At 30.7% G+C, this 26,613-nt stretch carries 26 protein-coding genes, 1 tRNA gene and 2 pseudogenes; 26 read left to right on the top strand and 3 right to left on the bottom strand.

The genetic code is table 11. From position 1 onward, the window contains the following. Positions 1 to 393: 393 nt before the first annotated feature. The 12 genes from CLCOS_RS19130 to CLCOS_RS19075 all read left to right on the top strand — a co-directional run bounded on the left by CLCOS_RS19130 (position 394) and on the right by CLCOS_RS19075 (position 10,159). Complete coding sequence (locus CLCOS_RS19130) at positions 394 to 645, top strand: DUF3343 domain-containing protein (RefSeq protein WP_063601246.1); 252 nt, start codon at positions 394 to 396, stop codon at positions 643 to 645. 15 nt (positions 646 to 660) lie between these two features. Further along, the gene (locus CLCOS_RS19125; RefSeq protein ID WP_063601245.1) at positions 661 to 1,551 is read left to right on the top strand and encodes a mechanosensitive ion channel family protein; all 891 of its coding nucleotides are present in this window, start codon (positions 661 to 663) and stop codon (positions 1,549 to 1,551) included. A gap of 3 nt (positions 1,552 to 1,554) precedes the next feature. Further along, positions 1,555 to 1,767, top strand: a complete 213-nt coding sequence (locus CLCOS_RS19120) for a DUF951 domain-containing protein (RefSeq protein ID WP_013240843.1) — start codon at positions 1,555 to 1,557, stop codon at positions 1,765 to 1,767. Between the two features lie 104 nt (positions 1,768 to 1,871). Continuing rightward, the gene (rpsF, locus tag CLCOS_RS19115; RefSeq protein ID WP_063601244.1) at positions 1,872 to 2,159 is read left to right on the top strand and encodes a 30S ribosomal protein S6; all 288 of its coding nucleotides are present in this window, start codon (positions 1,872 to 1,874) and stop codon (positions 2,157 to 2,159) included. Positions 2,160 to 2,171: 12 nt separating this feature from the next. Next, on the top strand, positions 2,172 to 2,612 hold the full coding sequence (locus CLCOS_RS19110) for a single-stranded DNA-binding protein (RefSeq protein WP_013240841.1): 441 nt from the start codon (positions 2,172 to 2,174) through the stop codon (positions 2,610 to 2,612). A 21-nt stretch (positions 2,613 to 2,633) separates the two neighbouring features. Then, positions 2,634 to 2,891 (top strand): 30S ribosomal protein S18, encoded by a 258-nt coding sequence (gene rpsR / locus CLCOS_RS19105; protein ID WP_013240840.1) that lies wholly within the window; start codon positions 2,634 to 2,636, stop codon positions 2,889 to 2,891. Between the two features lie 163 nt (positions 2,892 to 3,054). Then, entirely contained in the window at positions 3,055 to 3,372 is a 318-nt protein-coding gene (locus tag CLCOS_RS19100; RefSeq protein ID WP_013240839.1) for a MazG-like family protein, read from the top strand. An 11-nt stretch (positions 3,373 to 3,383) separates the two neighbouring features. Continuing rightward, a complete protein-coding gene (locus CLCOS_RS19095; RefSeq protein ID WP_063601243.1) occupies positions 3,384 to 4,370 on the top strand; it encodes a YybS family protein in 987 nt (328 codons plus the stop codon). Positions 4,371 to 4,388: 18 nt separating this feature from the next. Then, positions 4,389 to 6,374: a DHH family phosphoesterase gene (locus CLCOS_RS19090; RefSeq protein ID WP_063601242.1), complete on the top strand. Its 1,986-nt coding sequence runs from the start codon at positions 4,389 to 4,391 to the stop codon at positions 6,372 to 6,374. Next, positions 6,375 to 6,818 carry a 50S ribosomal protein L9 gene (rplI, locus tag CLCOS_RS19085; protein ID WP_013240836.1) on the top strand — a complete coding sequence of 148 codons (444 nt, stop codon included), beginning with the start codon at positions 6,375 to 6,377 and terminating at the stop codon, positions 6,816 to 6,818. Positions 6,819 to 6,830: 12 nt separating this feature from the next. Then, positions 6,831 to 8,726 carry a Lon family ATP-dependent protease gene (lonC, locus tag CLCOS_RS19080; protein ID WP_063601241.1) on the top strand — a complete coding sequence of 632 codons (1,896 nt, stop codon included), beginning with the start codon at positions 6,831 to 6,833 and terminating at the stop codon, positions 8,724 to 8,726. A 98-nt stretch (positions 8,727 to 8,824) separates the two neighbouring features. Beyond that, the gene (locus tag CLCOS_RS19075) at positions 8,825 to 10,159 is read left to right on the top strand and encodes a replicative DNA helicase (protein WP_063601240.1); all 1,335 of its coding nucleotides are present in this window, start codon (positions 8,825 to 8,827) and stop codon (positions 10,157 to 10,159) included. A 72-nt stretch (positions 10,160 to 10,231) separates the two neighbouring features. Here CLCOS_RS19075 and hsp18 (CLCOS_RS19070) read toward each other — a convergent pair whose 3' ends face one another. Continuing rightward, positions 10,232 to 10,678 carry a heat shock protein Hsp18 gene (gene hsp18 / locus CLCOS_RS19070; protein WP_063601239.1) on the bottom strand — a complete coding sequence of 149 codons (447 nt, stop codon included), beginning with the start codon at positions 10,676 to 10,678 and terminating at the stop codon, positions 10,232 to 10,234. 54 nt (positions 10,679 to 10,732) lie between these two features. Then, positions 10,733 to 11,179, bottom strand: coding sequence for a heat shock protein Hsp18 (gene hsp18, locus CLCOS_RS19065; RefSeq protein WP_063601238.1), 447 nt, complete (start codon positions 11,177 to 11,179; stop codon positions 10,733 to 10,735). A gap of 302 nt (positions 11,180 to 11,481) precedes the next feature. Here hsp18 (CLCOS_RS19065) and CLCOS_RS19060 point away from each other — a divergent pair. From CLCOS_RS19060 to CLCOS_RS23025, 4 genes and pseudogenes are all read left to right on the top strand, one after another. Then, positions 11,482 to 11,557, top strand: a tRNA-Thr gene (locus tag CLCOS_RS19060). Between the two features lie 273 nt (positions 11,558 to 11,830). Next, positions 11,831 to 12,684: pseudogene (locus tag CLCOS_RS19055) on the top strand (ammonium transporter). Between the two features lie 252 nt (positions 12,685 to 12,936). Then, on the top strand, positions 12,937 to 13,302 hold the full coding sequence (locus tag CLCOS_RS19050; RefSeq protein ID WP_063601237.1) for a P-II family nitrogen regulator: 366 nt from the start codon (positions 12,937 to 12,939) through the stop codon (positions 13,300 to 13,302). A gap of 214 nt (positions 13,303 to 13,516) precedes the next feature. Beyond that, on the top strand, positions 13,517 to 14,353 hold the full coding sequence (locus tag CLCOS_RS23025) for a methyl-accepting chemotaxis protein (protein ID WP_063601236.1): 837 nt from the start codon (positions 13,517 to 13,519) through the stop codon (positions 14,351 to 14,353). Between the two features lie 194 nt (positions 14,354 to 14,547). Here CLCOS_RS23025 and CLCOS_RS19040 read toward each other — a convergent pair whose 3' ends face one another. Further along, positions 14,548 to 15,345 (bottom strand): LysR family transcriptional regulator, encoded by a 798-nt coding sequence (locus tag CLCOS_RS19040; RefSeq protein WP_275507184.1) that lies wholly within the window; start codon positions 15,343 to 15,345, stop codon positions 14,548 to 14,550. A 125-nt stretch (positions 15,346 to 15,470) separates the two neighbouring features. Here CLCOS_RS19040 and CLCOS_RS19035 point away from each other — a divergent pair, with 125 nt between their 5' ends. The 10 genes and pseudogenes from CLCOS_RS19035 to CLCOS_RS18990 all read left to right on the top strand — a co-directional run bounded on the left by CLCOS_RS19035 (position 15,471) and on the right by CLCOS_RS18990 (position 26,595). Further along, the gene (locus CLCOS_RS19035) at positions 15,471 to 16,313 is read left to right on the top strand and encodes a PLP-dependent aminotransferase family protein (RefSeq protein ID WP_063601235.1); all 843 of its coding nucleotides are present in this window, start codon (positions 15,471 to 15,473) and stop codon (positions 16,311 to 16,313) included. Positions 16,314 to 16,811: 498 nt separating this feature from the next. Then, a pseudogene (locus tag CLCOS_RS19030) lies at positions 16,812 to 17,648 on the top strand (anaerobic carbon-monoxide dehydrogenase catalytic subunit); the annotation flags it as partial. A 143-nt stretch (positions 17,649 to 17,791) separates the two neighbouring features. Then, positions 17,792 to 18,523, top strand: a complete 732-nt coding sequence (locus CLCOS_RS19025) for a GntR family transcriptional regulator (RefSeq protein WP_063601234.1) — start codon at positions 17,792 to 17,794, stop codon at positions 18,521 to 18,523. Between the two features lie 40 nt (positions 18,524 to 18,563). Further along, complete coding sequence (gene nagA / locus CLCOS_RS19020) at positions 18,564 to 19,733, top strand: N-acetylglucosamine-6-phosphate deacetylase (protein WP_242866922.1); 1,170 nt, start codon at positions 18,564 to 18,566, stop codon at positions 19,731 to 19,733. Positions 19,734 to 19,748: 15 nt separating this feature from the next. Next, a complete protein-coding gene (gene nagB / locus CLCOS_RS19015; RefSeq protein WP_063601233.1) occupies positions 19,749 to 20,474 on the top strand; it encodes a glucosamine-6-phosphate deaminase in 726 nt (241 codons plus the stop codon). Positions 20,475 to 20,536: 62 nt separating this feature from the next. After that, the gene (gene murQ, locus CLCOS_RS19010) at positions 20,537 to 21,442 is read left to right on the top strand and encodes an N-acetylmuramic acid 6-phosphate etherase (protein ID WP_063601232.1); all 906 of its coding nucleotides are present in this window, start codon (positions 20,537 to 20,539) and stop codon (positions 21,440 to 21,442) included. A gap of 76 nt (positions 21,443 to 21,518) precedes the next feature. Further along, positions 21,519 to 24,293, top strand: a complete 2,775-nt coding sequence (locus tag CLCOS_RS19005; protein ID WP_063601231.1) for a sigma-54-dependent transcriptional regulator — start codon at positions 21,519 to 21,521, stop codon at positions 24,291 to 24,293. 240 nt (positions 24,294 to 24,533) lie between these two features. Beyond that, positions 24,534 to 24,953, top strand: a complete 420-nt coding sequence (locus tag CLCOS_RS19000; RefSeq protein WP_063601230.1) for a PTS sugar transporter subunit IIA — start codon at positions 24,534 to 24,536, stop codon at positions 24,951 to 24,953. Positions 24,954 to 24,974: 21 nt separating this feature from the next. Further along, positions 24,975 to 25,748, top strand: a complete 774-nt coding sequence (locus tag CLCOS_RS18995) for a PTS mannose/fructose/sorbose/N-acetylgalactosamine transporter subunit IIC (protein ID WP_063601229.1) — start codon at positions 24,975 to 24,977, stop codon at positions 25,746 to 25,748. Continuing rightward, positions 25,741 to 26,595: a PTS system mannose/fructose/sorbose family transporter subunit IID gene (locus tag CLCOS_RS18990; protein WP_082853549.1), complete on the top strand. Its 855-nt coding sequence runs from the start codon at positions 25,741 to 25,743 to the stop codon at positions 26,593 to 26,595. Before CLCOS_RS18995 ends, CLCOS_RS18990 begins: the two co-directional genes overlap by 8 nt. The last annotated feature ends 18 nt before the right edge of the window (positions 26,596 to 26,613 follow it).

Below are 26,613 nucleotides of genomic sequence, written 5' to 3'. Positions count from 1 at the left end.
GTTTATATGAAAAATAAAATGTGTTTTGTTATATAATTATATTGTTGGATATATAGATTTTACAATTTAGATTATCAATAAATTCTACTTATTGGGGAAAGCAGATATCTCAAATCTTTGATTTGGTGGCAGTTGCTTGCACATAGTTTGTAGTAGTAAGTAGGCAATTATCAGATAAATTATTAGTTAAGTTTATATGATATATCCATAAAAAACATATTTCTGATATAATGGTATATAAAAAAAAGTATTGGTTTTAAAGAATTTTATTAAAATTATGCACTAAAAGTAAATCTTTATACAATAATTATAAAGTAATCTAGAGTTGTTGTATATAAAATAATAGTAAAATTTTACAAGGAGGCTCAGCTTTAATAAACTGAGATTATAATTATGAAAGAATATTATGTAGTAACTTTTAAAAATACTCACGGAGCTATAAATGGGGAAAAAATTTTAAAAGAACAGGGAATAGACGTAAATATAATGCCTACACCAATAGTTATAACTAAAAGCTGTGGTATAAGTATAAAAATTGACAGTAAGGATATAGATACAGTAAAAAGTTTGATAAATGAAGAAAAGTTAACTATTAAAAATATTTATGAAAGAAGTAATTTAGGATATAAGCAAATTTGCTTATAATTCTGGAGGTAAAACATGAAAGAAAGTGGTGTTTTTTCTTTTCTTAAAGTCAGTATGTATGGAGATAATATTAGTATAGGTAAATTATCCATATCCACACAAGCTATGTATAATTTTGTTTGGATAATTATTAAAGTGATATTTATACTTATAGTTATGTATCTCATCGTTAAACTAGGAAATAAAATAATAAATAGATATGTTTCAAGGCAGAAAAATTTTAGAATTTCATTGAATGATAAAAGAGCTAAAACTATAGGAGCTATTTTAAAAAGTGTATTAAGGTATTCAGTATACTTTTTTGGAATATTTACAATAATTACAGTCATATCACCTAAAGTAGGTGTAACTGGTTTAACTTTTGCAGGAATAGGAGGTGTGGCTGTTGGATTAGGTGCTCAAAGCATTATAAAAGACATTATAAATGGATTTTTTATATTATTTGAGGATCAATTTTCCGTAGGAGACTACATAAGCATAGATGATAAAAGTGGCATCGTAGAAAGTATGGAGCTTAGAGTTACTAAGATAAGGGATTTTAATGGAGATCTTCATATAATACCTAATGGACTTATTTCAAAAGTAACCAATCATTCTAAAGGGAGCATAAGAATTACAGTAGATGTGGAAGTTTCTTATGATGAGGATATTCAAAAAGTCATAGAAATAATGACACAATTATGTGAGGATTTTGCCAAAGAAAATAGTTCCATCACCCAAGCACCTACTGTTCAGGGAATAACAAATATAAAAGATAACAGAGTAACCATTAGAGTAGCTGGTAAGGCTAAGGCTATGACGCAGTGGGATATGGAGATGAAACTTAGAAGGGAAATAGGAGAAACTTTAAAAAAGGAAAACATAAAAACTCCTTATTTAGTAATAAAAAATTTAAAGGGGGAATAGTACATGAAAAAAGTTTATTACATTGGTGATGTAGTTGAAATGAAGAAAGGACATCCTTGCGGTAGTAATGAGTGGGAAGTAATAAGACTTGGGGCAGATATAAAGATTAAGTGTTGTGGATGTGGAAGAATAGTTATGCTTCCAAGAAATAAATTTGAGAAAAGTGTAAAAAAAATAATTAAGCAAAATTCACCTGATGAAAAAGAGACACAATAATTAAAAAAATTAATTGATTTAATGTTAAAAAAGTAGTAAAATGAATAACTGTAGTCCCTGCTGTGAAATCACAGCCATTAGCCCAAAGGGAGGAGGTGGAATCAATGAATAAGTATGAAACTATATTTATATTACAGCCATCATTAGATGAAGAAGCTTGCAAAGCTAACATAGAAAAGTTTAAGGGTGTAATAGAAAATGGTGGAGGAGTAATAGAAAACGTTGATGTTTGGGGTAAGAGAAAACTTGCCTATGAAATAAACAAAGTTAACGAAGGATATTATACCTTAATAAATTTTAATGCTGATCCTAAATTACCAAAAGAGTTAGACAGAGTATTCAGGATTACAGATACAGTTATAAGACATATAATAGTAAAGGATGAAAAATAGGTGGTGTTTTGATTGAATAAGGTTGTTTTAATTGGAAGATTAACCAAAGATCCAGAATTGAGATTTACACCAGGAAATGGTACAGCAGTTACCACTTTTACTATAGCCGTTGATAGGAGATTTTCTAAAGATGGGCAAAAAGAAGCAGATTTTATTCCTATAGTTGTATGGGGAAAACAAGCTGAATCTACTGCAAATTATATGAGTAAAGGAAAACTTATAGGTATTAGTGGTAGAATCCAGACTAGAAATTATGAAGCTAAAGACGGTACTAGAAGATATGTTACTGAGGTTATTGCAGAAGAAGTTCAATTCCTAGAATGGGGAGAGAAATCTGCAAAGAACTCATATAATCAAACTTCATCTGAAAATTTTGGAAAAACTCAAAACTTTGATGAGAATATTTATGGAGAGGATATTACTCCAGTAGATGATGGAGATATACCTTTTTAAAAGTAAGGAGGGGAAAGCATTATGGCAAATAATAGAGAAGGCGGAAGAAGAAATTCCGGCAAAATGAGAAGAGCTAAGAGAAAAGTTTGTGCTTTTTGTATGGACAAATCTGAATTTATAGATTATAAAGATATAAATAAATTAAGAAAATATGTTACAGAAAGAGGAAAAATCCTTCCAAGGAGAATTTCTGGAAACTGTGCAAAACATCAAAGAGAACTTACAGTAGCTATAAAGAGAGCTAGAAACATAGCTTTACTGCCATTTACAACAGAGTAGTTTATAAAGTGAAGAATTTTTATTCTTCACTTTTTTTAAATTATATTTAGTTTTTTACTGTAGATTTAATTTATGTATGATTTGGCAGCATAATCAATGTTAATTTATTGCATAAAGCTATGAAAGCAACTAAAATATAATTAAAGGCTAGGAGGATGATTGTATGAAAAAAGAAAATTTCAACATAATGTATAATGTTAAAATAATAGAAGATTTAAAGGCTAATCTTTTATGTATAGTAGCAGATTTTTTTAAATTGCTTACAAGAGGCAGTAATGTAGCGCAAGAATCCATACTAGACTGTATTTCCGGGGGAATAATAGTATTATATTTACTTGCAGAGAGGCTTGGTTATTCACATAAATCAGTAGATCAAACTATGAAAAAGAAATTGAAAATTGGTATAATTGAAGAAGACAAAATAGAAAAGGATGGCAAAGATTTAAGTAAACTATATAGTTATCTCAAAGAAAGGGAATAATGGAGGTAAAAATGCAGAATAAGACATATAACACAAGAGCCTTAGCAGAAGCAGGGCTTACCATAGCACTTACAGTAATAATAATGCTTGTAAACATATATGTACCTATAGCTTCCTTAGTTGCTAATTTTATAGTACCAATACCTATAACGATTTTGTATATTAGGCATAATTATAAGGTTACTTTGATTTCTGTAATAGCTAGTGGTATATTTATAGCAATGTTTTATAATCCTATATATGCAATATCTTCAATGATAATGGTTGGATTTACGGGAGTTGTACTAGGATATTGTGTGAAAAATAAAAAAAATTTTGGAACTACAATTATCTTTCTTTCCATAGCAATGGCTTTAGGAACAACAATCTATACCACTATATACATAACTTTAATGAGTAATGATGGAATATATGGCTTTGTAAGTAAAATAGTGAAAAATTTCAACCAATCCATGGAAATAAGTAAAAGTATTTATCAGCAGGCAGGCGTATCCAGCAGTCAACTGGCACCTATAGAAGATTTAATTAAGATGTTTACACCAGAATATATTATGAGACTTATTCCAGGAGTAATTATAGCTAGTTCAGTTATTTTGGCATATCTAAATTACACAATAACAAGGGCTGTGCTTAAAAAGTTAAAATATGAAGTTAATGAAGCAAAACCTTTTAATCAATGGTATATGAATACAAGAATAGGAACATTAGTTGGTGTTATACTTGTTTTAGGAATATTATTTAACAGAAACAATATGGCAATTGGACAGTATTTAATTAATTCTTCAGGACTTATACTTGAACTTGTATTTTTACTAGATGGGGTATCATTGGTTACATACTATCTTATGAATAGGTATAAGGTATCTAAAAAAATTATTGTGTTGATTATAGTATTTACAGTTATGACTAAGCTGTCCCTAGTGTATGGCTTGGCTGGATTTATAGACATGGTATTTGACTTTAGGAAACTAGACCCTTATAGAAAATTGAAAAAATAGTAACTGGGGGCTCATTTAATGGATAATAAGTACAATTACTTTATAAAGGGTAATAAAGTGTATATGGTGATAATTGCTCTTCTTATTGTAATATTGATGGCATATGGGCATATGATAGTTGGAAGTATAGCTATCTGTCTATATGCATTTCTTGTAATTTACAATGTAAAAAATACCGAATATAAAAAAAGTAAGTGGAAAAAGTTTATAGAAGATTTTTCATCTCAACTTGATATAGCTACCAGAAATACACTTGTAAAGCTTCCTTTTCCACTTGTTATAATAAAAATCACCGGTGATGTACTTTGGTATAATCAAAACTTTTCCTCCATACTAGAAGGAAAAGATATACTAGGTCAAAATATTAAAAATGTGGTAAGAGATTTTAATGTTAAGCAGGTGGCAAATGGAAAGGAAACTATATTTAGATATATAAAGATTAAGGACAAATATTATGATATATATACTAATATAGTTGATACTTCAGAAAACTCTAAAGATAAAATTATGCTCTTATATTTCTATGATGTAACAAAACCCTTTAAAATTATGAATTCAGTAAATGCGAACAAAGATGCAGTAATGTTAATGGAAGTGGACAATTTTGATGATGTAGTAAAGCCTATGGAAGAAGATGATAGACCACTTATAATAGCCGAAATAGAGAGAACTATAAACAGTTATGCTCAAAATTTAAATGCTATGATAAGAAAGTATGAATCAAATAAATATGTATTTTGCATACAAAATAAGTACATAGAAAAAGAAATGGAAAAGAAATTTGAAATACTTGATACTATTAGAGAAATAAATATGGGAAATAAACTTGCAGTAACTTTAAGTATTGGAATTGGCAGGGGTGGTGATACTCCCTTGGAGAATGAAAAATATGCAGTATCGGCTAAGGAATTGGCACTAGGACGTGGAGGAGACCAGGCAGTTGTAAAAAATGGAGATAAACTTTTGTTTTATGGAGGAAAGACTAAGGAAATTGAAAAAAGAACAAAAGTAAGGGCTAGGGTAATAGCTCAGGCTCTTGTAGATATAATAAAGGATAGTAGAAATGTATTTATAATTGGACACATGAAACCAGATATAGATTGTTTAGGATCTGCTGTTGGAATTCGCAGTGTAGTTAGTTTAATGAATAAAGAATGCTTTATCATATTAGATGATAGTAATGAAAGCATAAAAGTTATATTAGATAAGATAAAAGAAGAGAAGGAATACGATAATGTTTTTATACACAGCAAAAATTGTGAAGATAAGATAGATGAAAATAGCCTTCTTATAATTGTAGATGTACATAGTGAAGGACATGTACAAAATATGCAATTAGTTAAGAAGTTTGATAGAATAGTTATAATAGATCATCATAGAAGAACTACAGATCTCATTAAAAATTCTCTTTTAAGTTACATTGAACCTTATGCTTCATCTACCTCTGAATTGGTTACTGAAATGCTGCCTTATATGGTAGAAAAACCAAATATAAAGCCAATAGAGGCAGAAGCACTTCTTGCAGGCATATGTGTGGATACAAAGAATTTTTATTTTAAAACTGGTGTAAGAACTTTTGAAGCCGCTTCATTTTTAAGAAGATTGGGAGCAGACACCATAGATATAAAAAAGCTTTTTTCCTATGATTTTGAAACTTATTTAAAGAGAGCTGAAATTATAAAATCAGCAAAGATAAATAATGGTATTGCTATAGCAGTATGTCCCCCAGAAATGGCAAATTTATTATTAGTTGCCCAAGCAGCAGATGAGCTACTAAATATTACAGGTATTCAAGCATCCTTTGTTTTTGTTAAAATAAAAGATGAAGTATTTATTAGTGCTAGATCCTTAGGGGATATAAATGTTCAAATTATACTTGAAGGCCTAGGAGGGGGAGGACATATGACTATGGCAGGAGCTAAATTAGAATCTGTAACCATAGATGAGGCTATAGAAAAATTAGATGAAGCTATAAATGAATATACTGAGGAGAGTGAAGAATAGATGAAAGTTATATTATTAAAGGACGTAAAAACTTTAGGGAAAAAAGGGCAAGTAATAAATGCTTCAGACGGATATGCTAGAAATTATTTAATACCAAGGGGAGTTGCAGAAGAAGCAAATCAGTCAAATCTTCATATATTGAATAACAAAAAGGAAGCAGAGAGAAAAGAAAAACTTGCTGAAATAGAAGCAGCACAAAAACTTGCTGCTAGCTTAAAGGGAAAAGAGATAAAACTAACTGTAAAATCAGGGGAAAATGGAAGGCTGTTTGGATCAATAACGGGAAAAGATATTTCAGATGAATTAAACAAAAAATTTCATATAAATGTGGATAAAAAGAAAATAGCAGTTAACAACATAAGACAACTTGGTACCTATGATGTAGAAGTTAAATTGTATCCTGAGATATCCACTAAAATAAAAGTAGTTATTGCAGAGAAATAAGGAGGAAAATTTGTGAAATTACAATTTGTTGATGGATTAAATAGGGAATTAAATGATTCTATTCCAATAAATACTCAAGTAAAAGTTTTATATGATCTTTTGAAAAAAATAATGGATAAAGGTACTGTGAATGCCAGGGTAGTAAGGTATAATTTAAAAGGTTATATGAATAGTGAGAATTTATTTGAAAGAATATATGCTCTAAATAAAATAGTTAGTGATGGAAAAGGATTAACTGAGATACCAGATGAATCAAATGTATATGATGCACTAGAAAACACCAATAATTGGATAGCAGAAACATTAGCAGAAAGATATGTAAGAACTAAGATTGAAAAGGAAGTAGAGAAAAACCTTACAGAACATCAGGATAAATATATGGATGAGGTTAGACTCAGTATTATAAAAAAGCGAAAAGGACCTGAAAACGCAAAAACTTTGAAAAAGTATGCTCAACTTGAGGTACTGGATTCTAAGGGGCTTAGCAAAAACATTCAAAAACTTCTAAGACCAGAAACTTTTGATGAAATAATTGGCCAAGAGAGAGCTATAAAGTCTATACTGTCTAAAATAGCATCACCATATCCGCAGCATATAATTTTATATGGACCACCGGGAGTAGGTAAAACTACAGCAGCTAGAATTGCTTTAGAAGAAGCAAAAAAGTTAAAGTTTACACCTTTTAGAAAAGATGCTAAGTTTGTAGAGGTAGATGGAAGCACTTTAAGGTGGGATCCTAGGGAAATTACAAATCCACTTCTTGGATCTGTACATGACCCTATATATCAAGGAACTAAGAGAGACTTAGCGGAAGTAGGAGTACCAGAACCAAAACCTGGACTTGTTACAGAAGCTCATGGTGGAGTGCTTTTCATTGATGAAATAGGAGAATTGGATGAAATGCTCCAGAATAAGTTGCTAAAAGTACTGGAAGATAAAAGAGTTGAGTTTTCATCTTCATATTATGATCCAGATGATGAGAATATACCTAAGTATATAAAGTATTTATTTGAGAAGGGAGCTCCTGCAGATTTTTTACTTATAGGAGCTACTACAAGAGAACCAAGTGAAATAAATCCTGCCCTTAGATCAAGATGCACGGAGGTTTATTTTGAGCCGCTTTCTGTGAAGGATATACAGAAAATAGTGGAAGATGCCGCTGAAAAACTTAATATTGAAATTGAGAGCGGGGTATCTGAACTTATAAGTAAATATACAATTGAAGGCAGAAAAGCTATTAACATATTATCAGATGTCTATGGATATGTCCTTTATAATAATGGAATAAGTGATTTAAATGATAAAGTTAAAATTTCAGTAGAGGATTTAAAGAAAGTTATATCTATAAGTAGATTTATACCTTTTGAAGAAGTGCCTTCAAAGTCTACCTATGAAGTTGGCCATATTTATGGACTAGGAGTAACTGGATATATAGGCTCTACTATAGAAATAGAAGCTGTTACATTTGAAGCTAAAGAAAAGGGCAAGGGAATTGTAAGATTTAATGATACAGCAGGAAGTATGGCAAAAGATTCTGTATTTAATGCAGCTTCAGTTATAAGAAAGATAACAGATAAAGATATGAGTGATTATGATATCCATGTAAATGTAATAGGCGGAGGAAGGATTGATGGTCCTTCAGCAGGAGCTGCTATTACGGTGTGTATCATAAGTGCCCTTTTACAAAAACCTTTAAGGCAAGATGTAGCTGTAACAGGAGAGATATCTTTAAGAGGAAAGATAAAACCTGTAGGTGGAATATTTGAAAAAGCTTATGGTGCCAGGAGAAAGGGAATAAAGACAATGTTACTACCTGTAGAAAATTTAAAAGAAGTACCTACTGATATTAAGGATATAGAAATTAAGGCTGTATCAAATATTGAAGAACTTATGGAATTGATCTTCTGATTCTAAATAAACAGAGTGTTAATTTGAAACAATTGATACTTCACCTGTAAATCAATTAACAAAAGGTAACATTTAATTCTAGGGAGTGAGGCATCTGTATGGATACATCTATTAGAAGCATACCTCATAATATAGAGGCTGAACAAGGTGTAATTGGATCTATGCTTATTGATAAAACTTCAATAGTTGAAGCTATGGAAGTTCTAAACACTGAGGATTTTTATAAGGATTCACATAAAGTTATTTTTGATTCAATACTTGATTTATATAAAAAAGATACAGCTGTAGACATAATAACTTTGACTGAAAACTTAAAATCGAGATCAAAACTTGAAGCAGCAGGTGGTATAACTTATATAAGTGAACTAAGCGGATCAATAGTGTCTACTGCTAATTTAAAATCCTATATAAAAATTGTAAAAGATAAATCTGTTCTGAGAAAACTTATCAGGGCTTCTACCAAGATAATAGAAGAAAGTTATAAAAATCAGGATGATGTTGTAGGAACCATTGATATGGCTGAAAAGTCTATATTTGATTTGTCAAGTAATAGAAAAGTTTCTGATTTTGAGCCTATGAATGTTGTACTTGAAAGAGGATTTACTGAAATAGAGAGGCTATTTAACAATAAAGGTGAAACTACAGGAGTAGCCTCTGGATTTAGAGAGTTAGATGCTAAGACGTCAGGTTTTCAAAAGGGAGATATGGTACTTGTGGCGGCTAGACCTTCTATGGGTAAAACAACTTTTGCATTAAATATAGCGGAATATGCGGCTTTAAGGGAAGGTAAAAAAATAGCTATGTTTTCTCTTGAAATGTCAAAAGAACAACTAGCTTATAAGCTTTTATGTTCCGAGGCACATGTAGATATGCTTAATTTAAGAACGGGAAATTTAGAAGATAAGGACTGGGAAAATATAGCTAGAGCTTCAGGGCCTCTTGCTGCTGCAAAGATATTTATAGATGATACTGCAGGTATAACCATTATGGAAATGAGATCTAAATGCAGAAGATTAAAGATGGAACATGGTATAGATATGATAGTTGTGGATTACCTACAGCTTATGAGTGGGGGTAAAGGCTCAGAGAATAGGCAGCAGGAAGTTTCAGAGATATCCAGATCCATAAAAGCACTAGCAAAGGAAATGGAATGTCCTGTTATTGCCTTGTCCCAATTATCACGTGCGCCTGAAGCTAGAACGGACCATAGACCTATGCTGTCAGATTTAAGAGAATCCGGATCAATAGAGCAGGATGCAGATATAGTTATGTTTTTGTACAGGGATGAATACTATGATAAGGATACAGAAGATAAAAATGTTGCGGAATGTATTATCGCAAAACAGAGAAATGGTCCTACAGGCACTGTAAAATTGGCCTGGATGGGTCAGTTCAGTAAGTTTGGTAATTTAGATGTTATACATCAGGAATAGCTAAAAAGCACTGTGAAGTTTATTTACAGTGCTTTTTAGTCTGGTTATATTAATTCCGTAGTAAGTAATTTCTTATTGTATATCTATTTTCTTACCTTGTCTTTTACCTTGTGAAAGTTTTGGAAGGCTAACTTTTAAAACTCCATCCTTAAAAGAAGCAGTAATATTTGAATCATCTACATTATCAATATAAAAACTTCTTCTGAATTCACCATATCTTCTTTCACGTCTTACAAAGTTTTCATTTTTATCTTCTATAGAGTCATCCCTTTTTGCAGATATGGTCAAGTAGTTATTATTGAAATCCAAATCTATAGAATCTTTATTTATTCCTGGTAGATCAGCACAAACTACATAAGAAGTTTCATTTTCCTTAAGATCAACTTTAAAACCATTGCCAAAACCATTCATGTTCATAGGTGCGAAAAAGTCATTATTAAAGAATGAATCTACAAAGTTATCGAATGCATCACCTCTTTTTAAAGAATTGTTTTTTCTAAATGGAACCATATCAAACATAATGAATACCTCCTAAATAAAATTTTATTATTTTCTAAAAATTATCAAATTTTATTAATGTATATCTATTTTTTTGCCGTTTCCTTTTTCTCTATTAAGTTTTGGAAGATCAACTCTTAAAACTCCATCTTTAAAGGAAGCTGTAATGCTTGAATCATCTACATTGTCGATGTAAAAACTTCTTTTGAATTCACCGTATCTTCTTTCACGCCTTACAAAGTTTTCATTTTTATCTTCAATAGAATCATCTCTTTTTGCACATATAGTCAAATAATTATTGTTAAAATCTAAGTCTATGGAGTCTTTATTTATTCCTGGTAGATCAGCACAAACTACATAAGAAGTTTCATTTTCCTTAAGATCAACTTTAAAACCATTGTCAAAACTATTCATGTTCATAGGTGCGAAAAAGTCATTATTAAAGAATGAATCTACAAAGTTATCGAATGCATCACCTCTTTTTAAAGAATTGTTTCTTCTAAATGGAACCATATCAAACATAATGAATACCTCCTTATAGATTTTATTTTCTATGTTTTCTAAATTGTTTTTATATTTTGTAAATCCTTATTACAGTTATTATAGTACAATAAAGGTCAAAGAAAGTCAAAGTCTAAAAATAAATGAATTGCATAGATATGATTAGTTATTATTAGAGCTAACTATATAATTTAGTGTTATCCATATATTTTCAATATATGCTAAGAAATTAATCATATTTGGATGATTATGATAACAATATAAAAAAATTTTTTTTATATTTGATTAAAATAGAATTTTGTATTAAAATAGTATTGTGTTTTGCTCCTATGGCTCAGATGGTAGAGCAACTGATTCGTAATCAGTAGGTCACAGGTTCGAATCCTGCTAGGAGCACCAAGAAAGAATTTCACAGGTTCTAAATACAGAAACACTCACTTGTTTATTGTAGTGATATTACAGTAGACTAGTGGGTGTTTTTGTGTGTTCTTTGATTGGACTTAATACCACTGTAGGATGTTTAATTAAAATTTATACATATGCACTTCATTTTAAAATTATCAACAAAAGTATGTAAAAATGATAAATTAATAGAAAATTTAATATAACTATAGAAAATTTATAAAAAAGTTAGTATTATATAAAAAAGTTTGTTATTTTAGGAGGTGTTTTATGAGTGGAGTAAATGGAGCAGATACTGTATTTGTAATTATGAGTACAGTACTGGTAATGGTTATGACCCCAGGGTTAGCTTTATTTTATGGGGGAATGATTAGAGGCAAGAATACATTAAACAGCACCCTTCATAGTTATTCGGCTCTAGCAATAGTATCTATTCAGAGGATACTTATAGGGTATACACTATGTTTTGGAAAGGATATAGGAGGATTAATAGGTGGTCTTAATTTTGCTGGCTTAAAAGGAGTAGAATTTGCGCCAAACGTCAATTATGGAAGTACAATTCCACAGCAAGCATTTATGGTATTTCAGCTTATGTTTGCCATAGTAACTGCAGCAGTTTCGGTAGTAAGTTGGAGTGTTTGTGAATTTACTTATAGAAAGAAAGTAACTTCTCTTGGAGTTGTTAGTGGAATAGTTGCAGGTCTTGTAGCTATAACTCCAGCTGCAGATTTTGTAAGCCCTCTATCTTCAATGATTGTTGGTTTAGTAGCAGGAGTTATATGTTATATATCTATTACTTTTATTAAGGCTAAGTTTGGATATGATGATGCATTAGATATCTTTGGATGTCATGGTGTAGGAGGAATATGGGGGAAATCGCTACTGGAATATTTGCATGGAAGTCAGTAAATTCAGCTGGTGGAAATGGATTAATACATGAAAATCCGAAATTGATTGGAATTCAGGTTATAGGCATTTTATCTAGTATTATATATGCAGCAGTAGTTACATTTATTATAATTAAAGTAATTAATGTCGTAAGCAGTATAAGAGCAAGTGAAAAAGATGAACAGATAGGTTTAGATATTACAGAACATGGTGAAGAAGCCTATGGAGGATTGTAAGTTTAATATAAATATAAAAATATAGTTGAAAAGTCTTTATAAAATAGTATAAAATTTAAATACATAATATAAATTTGTATTTTAAGTGATTTTGGAATTAAAATCTGAAAAGAGTAGGTAACCTTTGAAATCGTACTTGATATAATATTATGTAAAGAATTAATTTATTAATTTGTACATTTTAAGTATCCAGATCAATGATTGTAGAATTACGAAAGAAATTGAAATATATTTAATAAGGGAGGTAAAACAATGGGTAATAAACTTAAAAAGGTGGATATTATTACTCACAAAGCTAAATTAGAGGAATTAAGAGAAGCATTAAATGACATTGGTGTTACGGGTATGACTGTTACAAATGTTTTAGGATGTGGAGTACAAAAAGGTTATAAGGAATATTATCGTGGGTTGACCATGGATATTAATCTACTACCAAAAGTAAAAGTAGAAGTGGTAGTTTGTGAAGTACCTGTAGAGCTTGTTATTGAAACTGCTAAAAAAATACTCCACACAGGAGAAATAGGTGATGGAAAAATATTTGTTTATGATGTTGAAAACGTTATACGTATAAGTACTGGTGATGAAGGGAGAGAAGCCCTACAATATAGTAAGCCTTAGATTTAATATTAAATGGAATACCCACTTGTTTATTGTAGTAATATTGCAGGAGACTAGCGGGTGTTTTCTTATTTGCAGTGTTTTCATAAAATAGGTATATGGTAAATTAATCATGAATTTACTTATATACAAATGTGAGGAATATATTTGAATTTATACAAATAAGATGTATAATATATATTGTATTTATAGTAAATTAATTGGAGGAAAAAATATGTTATCACCAATGGTTGAAAATACAATATTTAATTCTTTAAATGATTCATTGCAATACATAGATATACTTTTTGGTCATCATATAACTATATATATTACTGATACAGAAAAAATTTTAAAGATTCTTTATAGTGACAAGCTAAGTTTATCAAGTAAAGAAGGAGATCCAATACCAAGAAAAGGACCGCCAGGTGAGGCACTAAGAACTGGAAAGCCAGTAATAGATATTGTTTCCAAAGAATTATATGGAGTACCTTTTAGATCGTACTCAATTCCAATTAAAGATAATAATAACAAGGTAATTGGTCTTTTACTAGCAGCACAAAGTCTTGAAAATATGGATAAGGTGCTGACTCTATCTAAAAATGTATCTGGTTCTCTTAAACAAATGTCCTTGGCAAGCAGTGATATTTCCGAGCAAATCCAAAACATAGTTAACTCAAATGAAGATACTTCTAATGCATTAAATAAAGCTAATAAAAATGCTAAGGATACTAATGAAATCTTAAGATTTATACAAAGCATTTCAAAGCAGACAAATCTTTTGGGATTAAATGCAGCTATTGAAGCTTCAAGAGCAGGAGATAATGGAAAAGGCTTTGGTGTAGTTGCACAAGAAATAAGAAAATTGTCTAAATCAAGTAGTGAATCAGTTAAAGAAATTGATTCCGTGCTAAAAGAAATTACTAGTTCTATGGAACTTGTTACTAATAGTATAAATAAATCAAATTCCAATTTTGAAGCAGCAAGCAGTGCAATAGAGGAGATAACTTCATCTATTCAAGAACTTTCTTCAACTGCTGAAGTATTGGAAGAAGTATCTAAAAAAGTTTAATTAGTATAGTATAAAAGTGCTAATTGATAATCAGTAGACTGTAGGGTCAAATGCTGCTAGAAGTGCCAAAAAATAAATGGTTATGAAATTACAGCTGCTTATCTTTTGGCTTTTTAGTGCAAATGAATTTCAATTAATTATAGTACAGATGTTACAGTAACTTAGTAAGTAAAAATAGCGCATGTATAGTAGTTTTAGTAATTTAGCATATAATTTGTGAATATTTTCACTAAATTGGGCTCAAATCGGTGTTTCTTAGTTATTAAACAAATTTCCCATTTGAAAGAAGGGTCTTTAAAAGGAATCGGATAAATGTCCTCATAGTTAATATCTTTAGCCATGAAATCAATACTTATTCCAATACCTTTATTGAAATGACTTAGTTTATGAACGGTAATGATTTCTGAGGTAGTAAAGACTATATTTGGTTCAAAACCTGATTCTCTGCATTTATTAATAAAGTTGTGATAAAAATGAAATTTTTCATTAAGAATAATAAATTTTTCGTTTTTTAATTCTTTAAAATCCACTGATGTTTTTTTAGACAATGGATTTTTTTTATTTACTAAAATACAAGGATACTGAGATTTAATGGCAGTAGAATTAAAAGTTTTTTCATTAATAGGGCCAATTGAAATAGCTAGATCTGCTTTTTCATTCATAACAACTTCTTCACAAATTGAATCAGGATAAGTTTTTATAACTAACTTAATGTTAGGATAAGTTTTTTGAAAGTCAGATATAATATCTGGTGATAGAGCATTAAGAACTCCAAAGCTAAAACATACGGTTAGAGTTCCCTCATTGATATTAGCCATTTTATTCATGTCATCTAAAATCAAATCAAACTCCTGTACAATATGTTCCGATCGTTTTTGCAAGTATTGCCCATATTTTGTTATTTTGATTCCTTTAGGTGTAGTATGAAGTAAAGGATATTGAAGTTCTTCTTCCAAATTACTAATTGCCTTGCTTAAGCCCTGTTGAGTAATATAAATTTATTGTAAAACACTAGTGTTATATGTAAAAGTGCCAGATTTAGAAAAAAGAATGAGGCCAACTAGAAAAAAACGTATTCTTAAAGAATCATGATTTTGGGTTAAAAGAATGTGAGCATATGTTTGTTTTAAAGGATAAAAGTAATGTCCCATTATATATTCAGTTGTACCAGCAGTTTAGAGAGCAAATTTTGATTGGGGCCAGCGTGAATTACTGTTTAGGTATGCTCTGTCAACTTATTAAGGATATTACTACCACAATTGCAATGGAAGAACCAGGACATCATATAACTTGCCGTACCTTAGAAAATCATGGATTTAATGTAAAGCCCATTTCTCTTGATTCATCGGGACTAAATGTAGTGGAACTAAGTTCTACAAATACCAAAGCTGTGCATGTTACTCCATCACATCAATATCCTTTAGGAGTTATAATGCCTATTTCTAGAAGACTTGAGCTTATAGAATGGGCAATTAAAAACAATTCAATAATTATTGAAGATGATTATAGCTGCCACCTTAGATATAATACAAAACCTGTGCAGTCTCTTCAATCTCTTTGTAGTGATAGAGTTGTATATATCGGCAGTTTTTCAAAATTTTTATTTCCAACATTACGTTTATCATACATGATCATTCCTAAATGTATGTTAAATAAGTTTACTGTAATGTTTGATGGGTATCCACCTTCTGTCCCTTTTATTATCCAAAAAACTTTAGAACTTTTTATGAAAGAAGGGCATTGGGAAAGCTACCTTAGAAAAACTAATAGGATGCAGAAGAAAAAACATGATGCACTAGTTGAAAGTTTGAAAAGAATGTTTGGAGACAAAATTTCTATTTATGGTATGAATGCTGGTCTTCACATCTTAGTACAGGTGAAAGAAAATGTGTCAGAAAAGGAGTTAATTGAAAGAGCTCATGAAGTTGGTGTAAAAGTATATCCTACGTCGAAGTTTTGAAAATATCCTGAGAACAGTTTAAAAGGTACTGTTATGTTGGGATTTGGAGGAGTAAAATTAGATGAAATTAATCCAGCTGTTAAACTTCTATATAAGGCATGGACCAATAATAATGTACATTAAAATAGAGAAAATAAACCGTTTTTAGCCTTCTTTTAAATTTTAAAGTTATAACTTTTAGTTGTATAAGTGTAAATTTGAGTTGTTTATCAAATGTAAATATCTGTCGTATAATTTAAATATAAAAACAAATATGTTAGGGGTAATCTCATTATTAGTATAATAATGAGAAAAATTATATTAAATACAATATATCCTTCTTATATAAAATAGAAAAAGTATCTTATAAAAAATTTCATAAAGATACATTGTATAATCTTAAAAATACCTAAAACCCTATTTAGTTAAAAAAAGAAAAGAAGTATGGGACAGGCTTGGTGTAACTCCAAGGGCAATTTATAAAGATATAGTTAGTATAATGCACTTCAACTCACATTATCACCAAAAGCTAAAATAACAGATTCCGTATACATTGAGTTTAATGAAGATAATGCCTATGAATCTGCAAAACAGATATTGAAAGAAGCTATATTAAATTATAAGAATAGAGATAGAGAAAAAGTTCTAATTCCTCATGAAAAATGTGATGCAGTGGTTGAATTTAGTACTGAAGCTATAGTTGACACCCTTGACAAGGTTGTCAATTCAAATATAGATTAGCTTCAAACAGTTAAACCTCTTGCAGATGTTATGTTATCGGGGGGTATAAGAGGTGCAGCTGCTTTTGTAGGTTGTAATAATCCGAAAGTTGAACATGATGCATCTATAGTAAAAATGATCAAGCATTTAATTTCACATGATGTAATAGTAGTTGTTACGGGCTGTGCAGCTCATGCAGTAGCAAAGGCAGGATTGCTTTTAAAAGAAGCTAAAGAGATAGTTGGTCCTGGACTTAAAAAAGTGTGTGGTTTATTGGATATTCTACCGGTTCTTCACCAAGGTTCATGTGTTGACATCAGTCGTAATTTACAACTTGTTGGTGAACTAGCAAATTATTTAAAATTAGATATCAGCGATTTGCCAGTAGTTGGGGCTGCTCCTGAATGGATGTCAGAAAAAGCAGTAGCTATAGGAATGTATGTAGTAGGAAGCGGTATAGATGCATGGTTCGGTGTTGTTCCACCTGTAACTGGAGGTCCATTTGTTGCAGATTATCTGTTAAATAAGATGGAAGATGACTATGGTTCAAAATTCTTTGTAGAACCTGATCCAGATAAGGCAGCAGAGCAAATGCTTCAAAGGATAGAGTCAAAACGTAAAAAATTAAATATTTAAAGATAAAAAAACAAAGCAGGCATTTATCTAAAATGTTTGCTTTATTTTATGAGATTTGTTTGCTAAAAACTATTGGTATATACAACATGACAACATAATGATATACTAATATAGTAAACGTTGATGAATAGGAGTGAAAAGATTTGAGAAAAGTTTCAAAAGATAATCCGTTATCACTTCACTATCAGATAAAGGAAATTTTACAGGAAATGATAGAAAATGAAGAATTGAAGCCAGGGGATGCTATTCCCACAGAAAGAGAATTGTGTGAAGTTCAAGGGGTTAGCAGGATGACTGTAAATAAAGCTATAATGTCTCTAGTAAATGAAGGGGTTCTATATAGAAAACAAGGAAAGGGAACATTTGTCTCAGAGGCTAAGGCAAATCAACAACTTTCAAGACTTAAAAGTTTTACAGAAGAAATGGAAGATGAGGGACATAAGACTAATACTAAGGTATTAAATTTTCAGGTAAAAAAAGCTACAAAAAAGCATAAGATAATTTTTAAACTTCCGGATAGTGAAAACATGGTAATAGAAATCAATAGGCTGAGAATGAGAAACATGGAGCCAATAGCTATTGAAACTGTATGGATTCCCTATTATATGTTTAGAGATATGACTAGAGAGATGATAGATAATAAATCTCTATATAAGATATTTAGAACAAAATATAAATGTTTTCCTAGCAAGGCAAAACAAACAATTGAACCAACTAAAGTAAATGATTATGAGGCATCTCTTTTAGGTTTAAAAAATGAAAGTTTGGCTTTGCTATTTAGAAGGACTACCTTTGATGAAAAAGAAAGACCTATAGAATATACAAAATCTATATATAGAAGTGATAACTATAGATATGAAGTTATTTTAACATAAACAGAAATATATACTTTCAATTAAAAGAGGCCAGTGATAAATGATGTATGAAGATAGTAAGTGTATTATAAATGGAAAAATAATTTTAGAAAATGAGGTTATAGAAAACAAGGTTCTGGTTTTTCGTGAAAAAGTAGTGGATATTCTAGATAAAGAAATATTTGAAAAACAGGGACTTAGTGAAAAGATGAATGAAATAATAGATGCTGGGGGTAAATATGTTTCCCCAGGATTTATAGATGTTCATATTCATGGTTCTGGTGGAAAAGATACTATGGATGGCGAAATATCTGATCTTAAAATTATAAGCGAAACTATAGCTAAAAATGGAGTTACAGCCTTTCTACCAACTACTATGACTATGAAAAGAGAGAAGATATACAAGGCAATGGATGCTGTAAGACTTGCCATGAAAGAAAATATAAACGGAGCTAAGGTACTTGGTATTCACATGGAAGGACCGTTTGTAAGTGAAAAATACAGGGGAGCTCAAAAAAAAGATTATATATTGAAGCCTGATTTTGAATTTATTAAAAATTACATAGATATAATTAAAATAATTACTATGGCTCCAGAAGAAGATTTTGAGTTTAATTTTATAAAAAAGGTTAAAAACAACTCGGACATAGTACTTTCAATGGGACATACAAATTCAGATTATGAAACAGCAAAGGAAGCTGTTAGAGCTGGAATAAGCCATGCTACTCATATGTTTAATGCAATGACACCACTGCATCACAGAAACCCAGGAGTAGTAGGTGCAGTATTAAAAAGTAATGTAAGTTTTGAATTAATAGCAGATACAATACACATACATCCGGATATATTTCAAATTTTGTTAAATGCTAAAGGAAAGGACAAGATGATTTTAATCACTGATTCTATGCGAGCTGGTTGTATGGAAGATGGAGAATGGGAACTTGGAGGTCAAAAAGTAATTGTAGCTAATAATTCTGCTAGGCTCATTGATGGAACTTTAGCAGGAAGTATTTTAACTTTAAATAAGGCGGTACTCAACATATTAAAATATACAAACCTTAAAATTTATGAAGCTGTAGCTTTAGCAAGTTTAAACCCAGCAAAGCTTATAAAAATTGATGATAGAAAAGGAAGTATAAAAATAGGAAAAGATGCAGATTTAGTTATATTTGATGAAAACTTAAAAGTAAGTTTATCTGTATCAGAAGGAAAAATAATTTACAGAAAATAAGAAGGAGGTATCTTAATGAGGGTAATAATAGCAGATAATTATAAAGAGATGAGTAAAAAAGCAGCAGTTATGGTAAGTAGTCAGGTTATTTTAAAACATGACAGTGTGCTAGGACTAGCTACAGGGGATACTCCTCTTGGCATGTATAAAGAGCTTATAAAATTATATGAAGATAAAGAAGTAGATTTTTCAGGTGTTACTACTTTCAATTTAGATGAATATTATAAAATTCAAAGGGAAAATCCTGAGAGCTATTATTATTACATGAATAATAACTTTTTTAAGTATGTAAATGTAAAAAAGGAAAAAATATATATCCCAAATGGTACCGCAAAGGATATTGATGAAGAATGCAGGAATTATGAGGATGAAATTAAAAATAAGGGTGGAATTGATATTCAGATTTTAGGAATAGGAGCTAACGGTCACATAGGCTTTAATGAACCAGATGTTAATTTTGAAGCAGAAACTCATTTGGTAAAGCTAGATAAAATGACTATTGAAGCTAATTCTAGGTTTTTTAATTCAAAGGATGAAGTCCCTACCACGGCTATAAGTATGGGAATTAAGACCATAATGCAGTCAAAGAGGGTAGTATTATTAGCAAATGGAGAAGTTAAGGCAGATGCAATTTATAAAACGGTAAAAGGTAAGATATGTCCTGAAGTGCCTGCTTCAATTTTACAGCTTCATTCAGATGCTACTATAATTGTAGATAAAGGTGCTGCAAAATTGTTGTAAGTTTAATCATATTTTGCTATAAGACAAGTATTTTGTTTTGCAGCGAACTAAGGAGGATAACAATGGATGTTGAAAAATTGTCAAAGCTTGTGACTGAAGGAAGAAACCCAAATACTATGAACATAGATAACGTCAGTACATTAGAAATGATAGAGATGATAAATGAGGAGGACAAAAAAGTTCCTGAAGCTGTAGGAAAAGCAAAGGAAAGTATAGCAAAGGCTGTAGATATAATTGCTGAAAGACTTAGCTTAGGAGGAAGGCTTATATATGTTGGAGCTGGAACAAGTGGAAGAATTGGTATATTAGACGCATCGGAATGTCCACCCACTTATGGAGTAAGTGATGATATGGTACAGGGAATGATAGCAGGAGGACAAACAGCCATATTTAAGGCGGTAGAAGGAGCAGAGGATAGTAAAGAACTTGGAAAAAAGGACTTGATTCAAAATAACTTAACAAGTAAAGATGTAGTTTGTGGAATAGCTGCATCGGGAAGGACACCTTATGTAATAGGTGCTATGGAATATGGAAAAAAAGTTGGTGCGGCAGTGTTATGTGTAACTATGAATCCTGAAAGTGAAATGGCAAATATAGCAGATGTACCTATAGCAGTTGTGGTTGGTCCTGAAGTAATAATGGGTTCTACAAGAATGAAATCTGGTACAGCTCAGAAACTGATACTTAATATGCTTACTACGGGAACTATGATAAAACTTGGTAAAGTATATGAAAACTTGATGGTAAATGTACAGGCAACAAATGAAAAACTTGTAGCAAGGGCAAGAAGAATAGTAAAACTTGCAACTGGTGCAGCATATGAAACGATAGAAAAAGTACTTCAAGCTACTAATAATGATGTGAAGCTCAGCATAGTAATTATAAAAACAGGACTTCAAAAAGAAGATGCAGAAGAACTTTTAAAAAAGGTCAATGGATATGTAAAAAAGGCATTAGATTTAATGTAATACTTCAAGCTGCTGACAAATAATGATGTCAACAGCGTATTTTTTATATAATATTTTTAGATTGAGAGTGGTATATATGTTAAGGAAAGATAGAATATATGAACATTTAAAAAAACTCTGCACTAATCTAAAATCCTTGGAAAATAATATGGAAGATGATATAAAAGATGTTGGATTTTCTGCAAGTCAGATAGCAGCAGATCTTAATATTATAAGAAGTAATGTTTCAGCAGATTTGAACAAATTGTATAAAGAAGGTAGTGTATTTAAAATTGAGGGAAGACCTACTTTGTATGTAGATAAAGAGTGGGCATTAAATAATAATTTTCATAGCAAAAAGCAGGATTTTAAGGAAAACGATTATAGAAAAACAAAAAGAATTGCTAATTGTTTTACATCGCTTATTGGTTATGATGGTTCATTAAATTCTCAAGTAAAACAGGCTCAGGCAGCTATTTTATATCCTCCTCATGGATTATCCACATTGATATTAGGAGAAACAGGCACTGGTAAAACTATGTTTGTAGACTATATGTATAAATTTGCTCTAGAAAATAAAGTTTTAAAGGAAAAGGCACCTTTAGTGTCTTTTAATTGTGCTGATTATTCTAATAACCCGGAACTTCTTATGTCAATTTTATTTGGAAGTGTGAAAGGGGCTTATACAGGAAGTGATACAAGCAGATGTGGATTAGTTGAAAAAGCTGATGGTGGCATCTTATTTTTAGATGAAGTTCATAGGCTTCCCCCAGAAGGTCAGGAAATGTTATTTACACTTTTGGACAAAGGTAAGTTTAGAAGACTTGGTGGTATTGAAGAGAAAAGTGTAAATATACTTACAGTAGCCGCTACTACAGAGCCACCTGAGTCAGTTCTTTTAGGAACGTTTTATAGAAGAATACCTATTGTAATTAAGATGCCAGGTTTAGGTGAAAGACCTGTAGGAGAAAGGTTGAAGTTAATATCCCACTTCTTCAACAAAGAATCAATGAGAATTCAAATACCGATAAAGGTAAGTAGTGATGTACTTACAGCTCTGGCAATGTATTTGCCTCCGGCAAATGTAGGAGATATAAAATCTTGTATTGAACTGGCTTCTTCAAGGGGGTATATGGAATATCTTATAAATCAGGACAGTATTAGAATAGTACTAAGCTACTTACCGGAAAATGTTAAAGGTATTTTGCTTAACAATAAAGCAAGAAGAGAAGAAATTTTGAAAATTATAGGTTATGAAGATAAAACATTTTTTCAAGGAAAAAAGCAAAAATTTAATATTGATTATAATGAAGATGATTTTTCCAACAATGTATATGTTTATCTTGATGAAAAATTTAATAAATATAAGCACACAAATATGGAAAAAGAAAAGCTGAAAGATAATCTATACAAAGATTTAGAAGAATATTTTATTGCATACAATAGGGGATTGATGTCTCGGGGACTTAAAGAATCTGAACTATCTAAATTTATAGATGATAAAATAGTTAGCAACCTCAAGCTATTATGCATAGAGATTAAAACAAAATTTAATTTTTATATATCAGAAAATACATTTGTGGCACTAGCTTTTCATATAAATTCCATGTATGAGAGAAGGGCACAGAGCAGTTCTATAAAGATGTTAGATGTAAAGGATAAAAATCCTATTGAATACAAAATAGCTACATATATATATGAAAGGTTATCATCAATAGCTGAATATAAAATACCAAAAAATGAAATAGAATTTATAAGTATGATACTTCATCTTACAGGAGAAGAAAAAAGTGAATTAAAGAAAATTCCAATTGTAGTCATAGCTCATGGTGACAATGTTGCTACAAATATGGTAAGTGTAGTTAATACCTTATGGGATACAAATCATGTAGTGGGTATAGACATGAGTCTTAAGGATGAACCTTCTGATGTATTGAAAAAAGCAATTGGTATATGTAAACATATAGATGAAGGAAAAGGTATACTTCTGATGGTGGATATGGGATCTTTAAAGACATTTGGAAGTGAAATTACAAAAGAGACTGGAATAAGTGTTATAACAATTGATAACTTAAGTATGCCAATTTTAATGGAGGCTTCACATAAATCAATGCTTCCATATTCAACTTTAAAAAATGTGGCATTATCAGTGATTGAAACGGGTAAAAATCTTTTAATTAATACTGAAAATGAGATTACAGATTATAAGGAGAAGGAAAAAGTTATTTTTACTACTTGTAGTACAGGAAAGGGAACTGCAATTTACTTGAAAAAGCTTATACTAAAAGCATTCAAAATAAATTGTATAAGGAATGTAGAGGTTTTTGAAATAAATATTGGTAATAAGAAAGAAGATGTTGAAAAGATCAAAAGGCTGGCGGGAAATAGAAACATTGCAGCTATAGTTGGAAGTATAAATCCAGGAATGACTGATATACCATTTATAAATCTTATGGATTTTGTAACAGGAAGCGGATTAAAGAAAGTGTTAAGCATTGTAAGTGATAATCAGCTAGTTGACCTTGAAGAAATGGTTAATGATAGAACTGTAGCCTATGGTGCAATAAGCAGTGCGCTAGATGAAAATTTAAAGTTCTTTTCTGGCAGCAAAATAATGATATATGTGGATAGGTATATAAAAGAAATAGAGGAGGAAAAACGTACTAAGTTTAACAATCAGATATATACTTTACTTGCAATTCATATAGCGTATGCAATAGAAAGGCTTAAATTTAGCGAAAAGCAAGAAGGCAATGATCATATTATTAAAAGTAAATTTGCAAAAAGTGTCTATAAAGACTTTGGAATAAAACTTAATAATGAAGAAATAAAAAATATAAATCTAATAATAAATGAAAGTTTAGAAAAGTAACTAAGCTATTTTTACATTCATAGTGGAGTTCACAAATAGAATATAGAAGTAGTAACAACTAAATTAGTGTATTAAAGTGTTTCAAAAAGTAAGAATACTATAATAATTTCATTATTAAAGTGTATTCTTACTTTTTTAAACCCCTGAAAACACTAGTGTATATTGATTAAAAAATTATAAACATCTTTGGTATTAGTTTTGCTATAAACAGTTATACAGGTAATATGAAAGGAGGATTTTATGAAGGACACAGTATTAATACTTACAAGTCATGGCAATATGGCACGTGAAACTTTAAAAAGTGCAGAGATGATTGTTGGTAAGATAAAGAATGCATATGCTTTAAATATGGAAGCTAATGATGGTATGCTGGGGACGAGTACAAAATTAGATGAACTAATGAAAACAATATCATCAAGATTCAATCATATTGTTGTTATAGCAGATTTATTAGGTGGTACACCTTGTAATGTAGCTGTAGAAAAGTTGATTAAAAGGGATGATGTTACTTTACTTAGTGGATTAAACTTAATTATGGTAGTAGAATTTGCCATATCCGAGTATGATGACTATGAAAAATTAAAAGAACATCTCATTGAGGTGGGAAGAGACGGAATTAAGGATATTAAGGATGACATTAAAAATAATTTAGATGAATAATAAAAATAAGGAGTGATTTTAATGCATGGATTAGCTTTATGGCAGATTTTAATACTAACTATATATGCATCTTACTCAATCATTGATGGACTAGGAATTTCTACATCAGCTTCAGCCCCGTTGTTCGCTGGATTTTTTACAGGATTTATTTTAGGAGATATTAAAATGGGACTTGTTGTAGGAGCTACATTACAATTAATGGTTTTAGGTGTTGCAACTTATGGTGGATCATCAGTACCAGATTTTATGTCTGCTGCAATTATTGGAACGGCATTTGCAATTATATCACATCAAAAAGTTGCTTTTGCTATTGGAGTAGCAGTTCCTATAGGATTGTTACTTACTCAAATGGATATACTTGCTAGATTGTCTAACATATTTTTTCAGCATAAAGCAGATAAATATGCTGAAGATGGAAATGCAGATGGAGTATCAAGGATGAATCTTCTATGTATATCAACATGGGCTATAAGCAGAGGATTACCTGTATTTTTAGGACTTTTCTTTGGTAATGCAGTGGTTAAGGCAATAAATTTATACATTCCAAATTGGCTTATGGGCGGACTTAAAGTATCAGGTGCCATTCTTCCGGCAATGGGTATTGCAATTCTAATGAGATACCTATCACTTAAAAAATATTATGCATTCTATATATTGGGATTTGTTTTAGTAGCTTATGGAAAGATTCCAATGATGGGTGTTGCTCTAGTAGGATTTGCAATTGCAGCAATTTATCTCATGCTTAAAAAGGAAATTAAGCCAGTTTTATCTGATGGAGGTGACATAGATGACTGATGAACTTAAAGTTGTAAATCAAAATGAAAGTGATAAGGAGATCCAGGATGACGGAACTAAAAAAATAGAAAAGAAAGATATAACTAAAGTTTTTTGGAGAGCATTATTTGGATTACAGATTGGATTCAATTATGAAAAAATGCAGGGACTTGGTTATTGCTTTGCTATTATTCCTGTATTGAAAAAGTTATACAAAAATAAGGATGATATGAAAAAGGCACTAAAGATACACCTACAATATTTTAATACAACTCCAGCCATGTCACATCTTATATTAGGTGCAGATATAGCAATGGAAGAGCAGTACGGAGTAAAGGATGAGGATGCAATAAGTTCATTTAACACAGCTTTAATGGGACCGCTTGCTGGAATTGGTGATACAGTATTTGTTGCTATATATAGAACAATAGTATTTAGTATAGCAGCATATATGGCTATGCAAGGTAGTGTTTTTGGAGTAGTAATACCGTTTATTCCTGCTTTTGCAATGTGGTGGGTTAGGTACAAATTTACTCATATAGGTTATAATCAAGGTAAGAAAATAATAACAGGTGTTGGTGGAAGACTCAAGGAATTAACTGAAGGGGCATCCATACTAGGTTTGATAGTCATTGGCGCGTTGGCACCTTCTGTTATAAATGTAAAGGTTCCATATGTATTCAAGTCAGGAAGTGTAAAACTTGTGGCACAGGATATGCTGGATAAAATAATGCCAGGTCTTATTCCACTTGCCATAGTCCTTTTATCATATTGGCTTCTTGGAAAAAAGAAAATGACTTCTACAAAGCTTATATTATTTTTAATCGTACTGGGAATTGTTTTGTATAACCTTAGGATACTAGGATAATATTTTTCCATAAGCAGT

Source organism: Clostridium coskatii (genome assembly GCF_001675205.1).
In the GTDB taxonomy this organism is placed as follows: Bacteria; Bacillota; Clostridia; order Clostridiales; family Clostridiaceae; genus Clostridium_B; species Clostridium_B ljungdahlii.
Note: the sequence above shows the minus strand (reverse complement) of the source record. Positions and strands in the feature narration are given on the sequence as shown.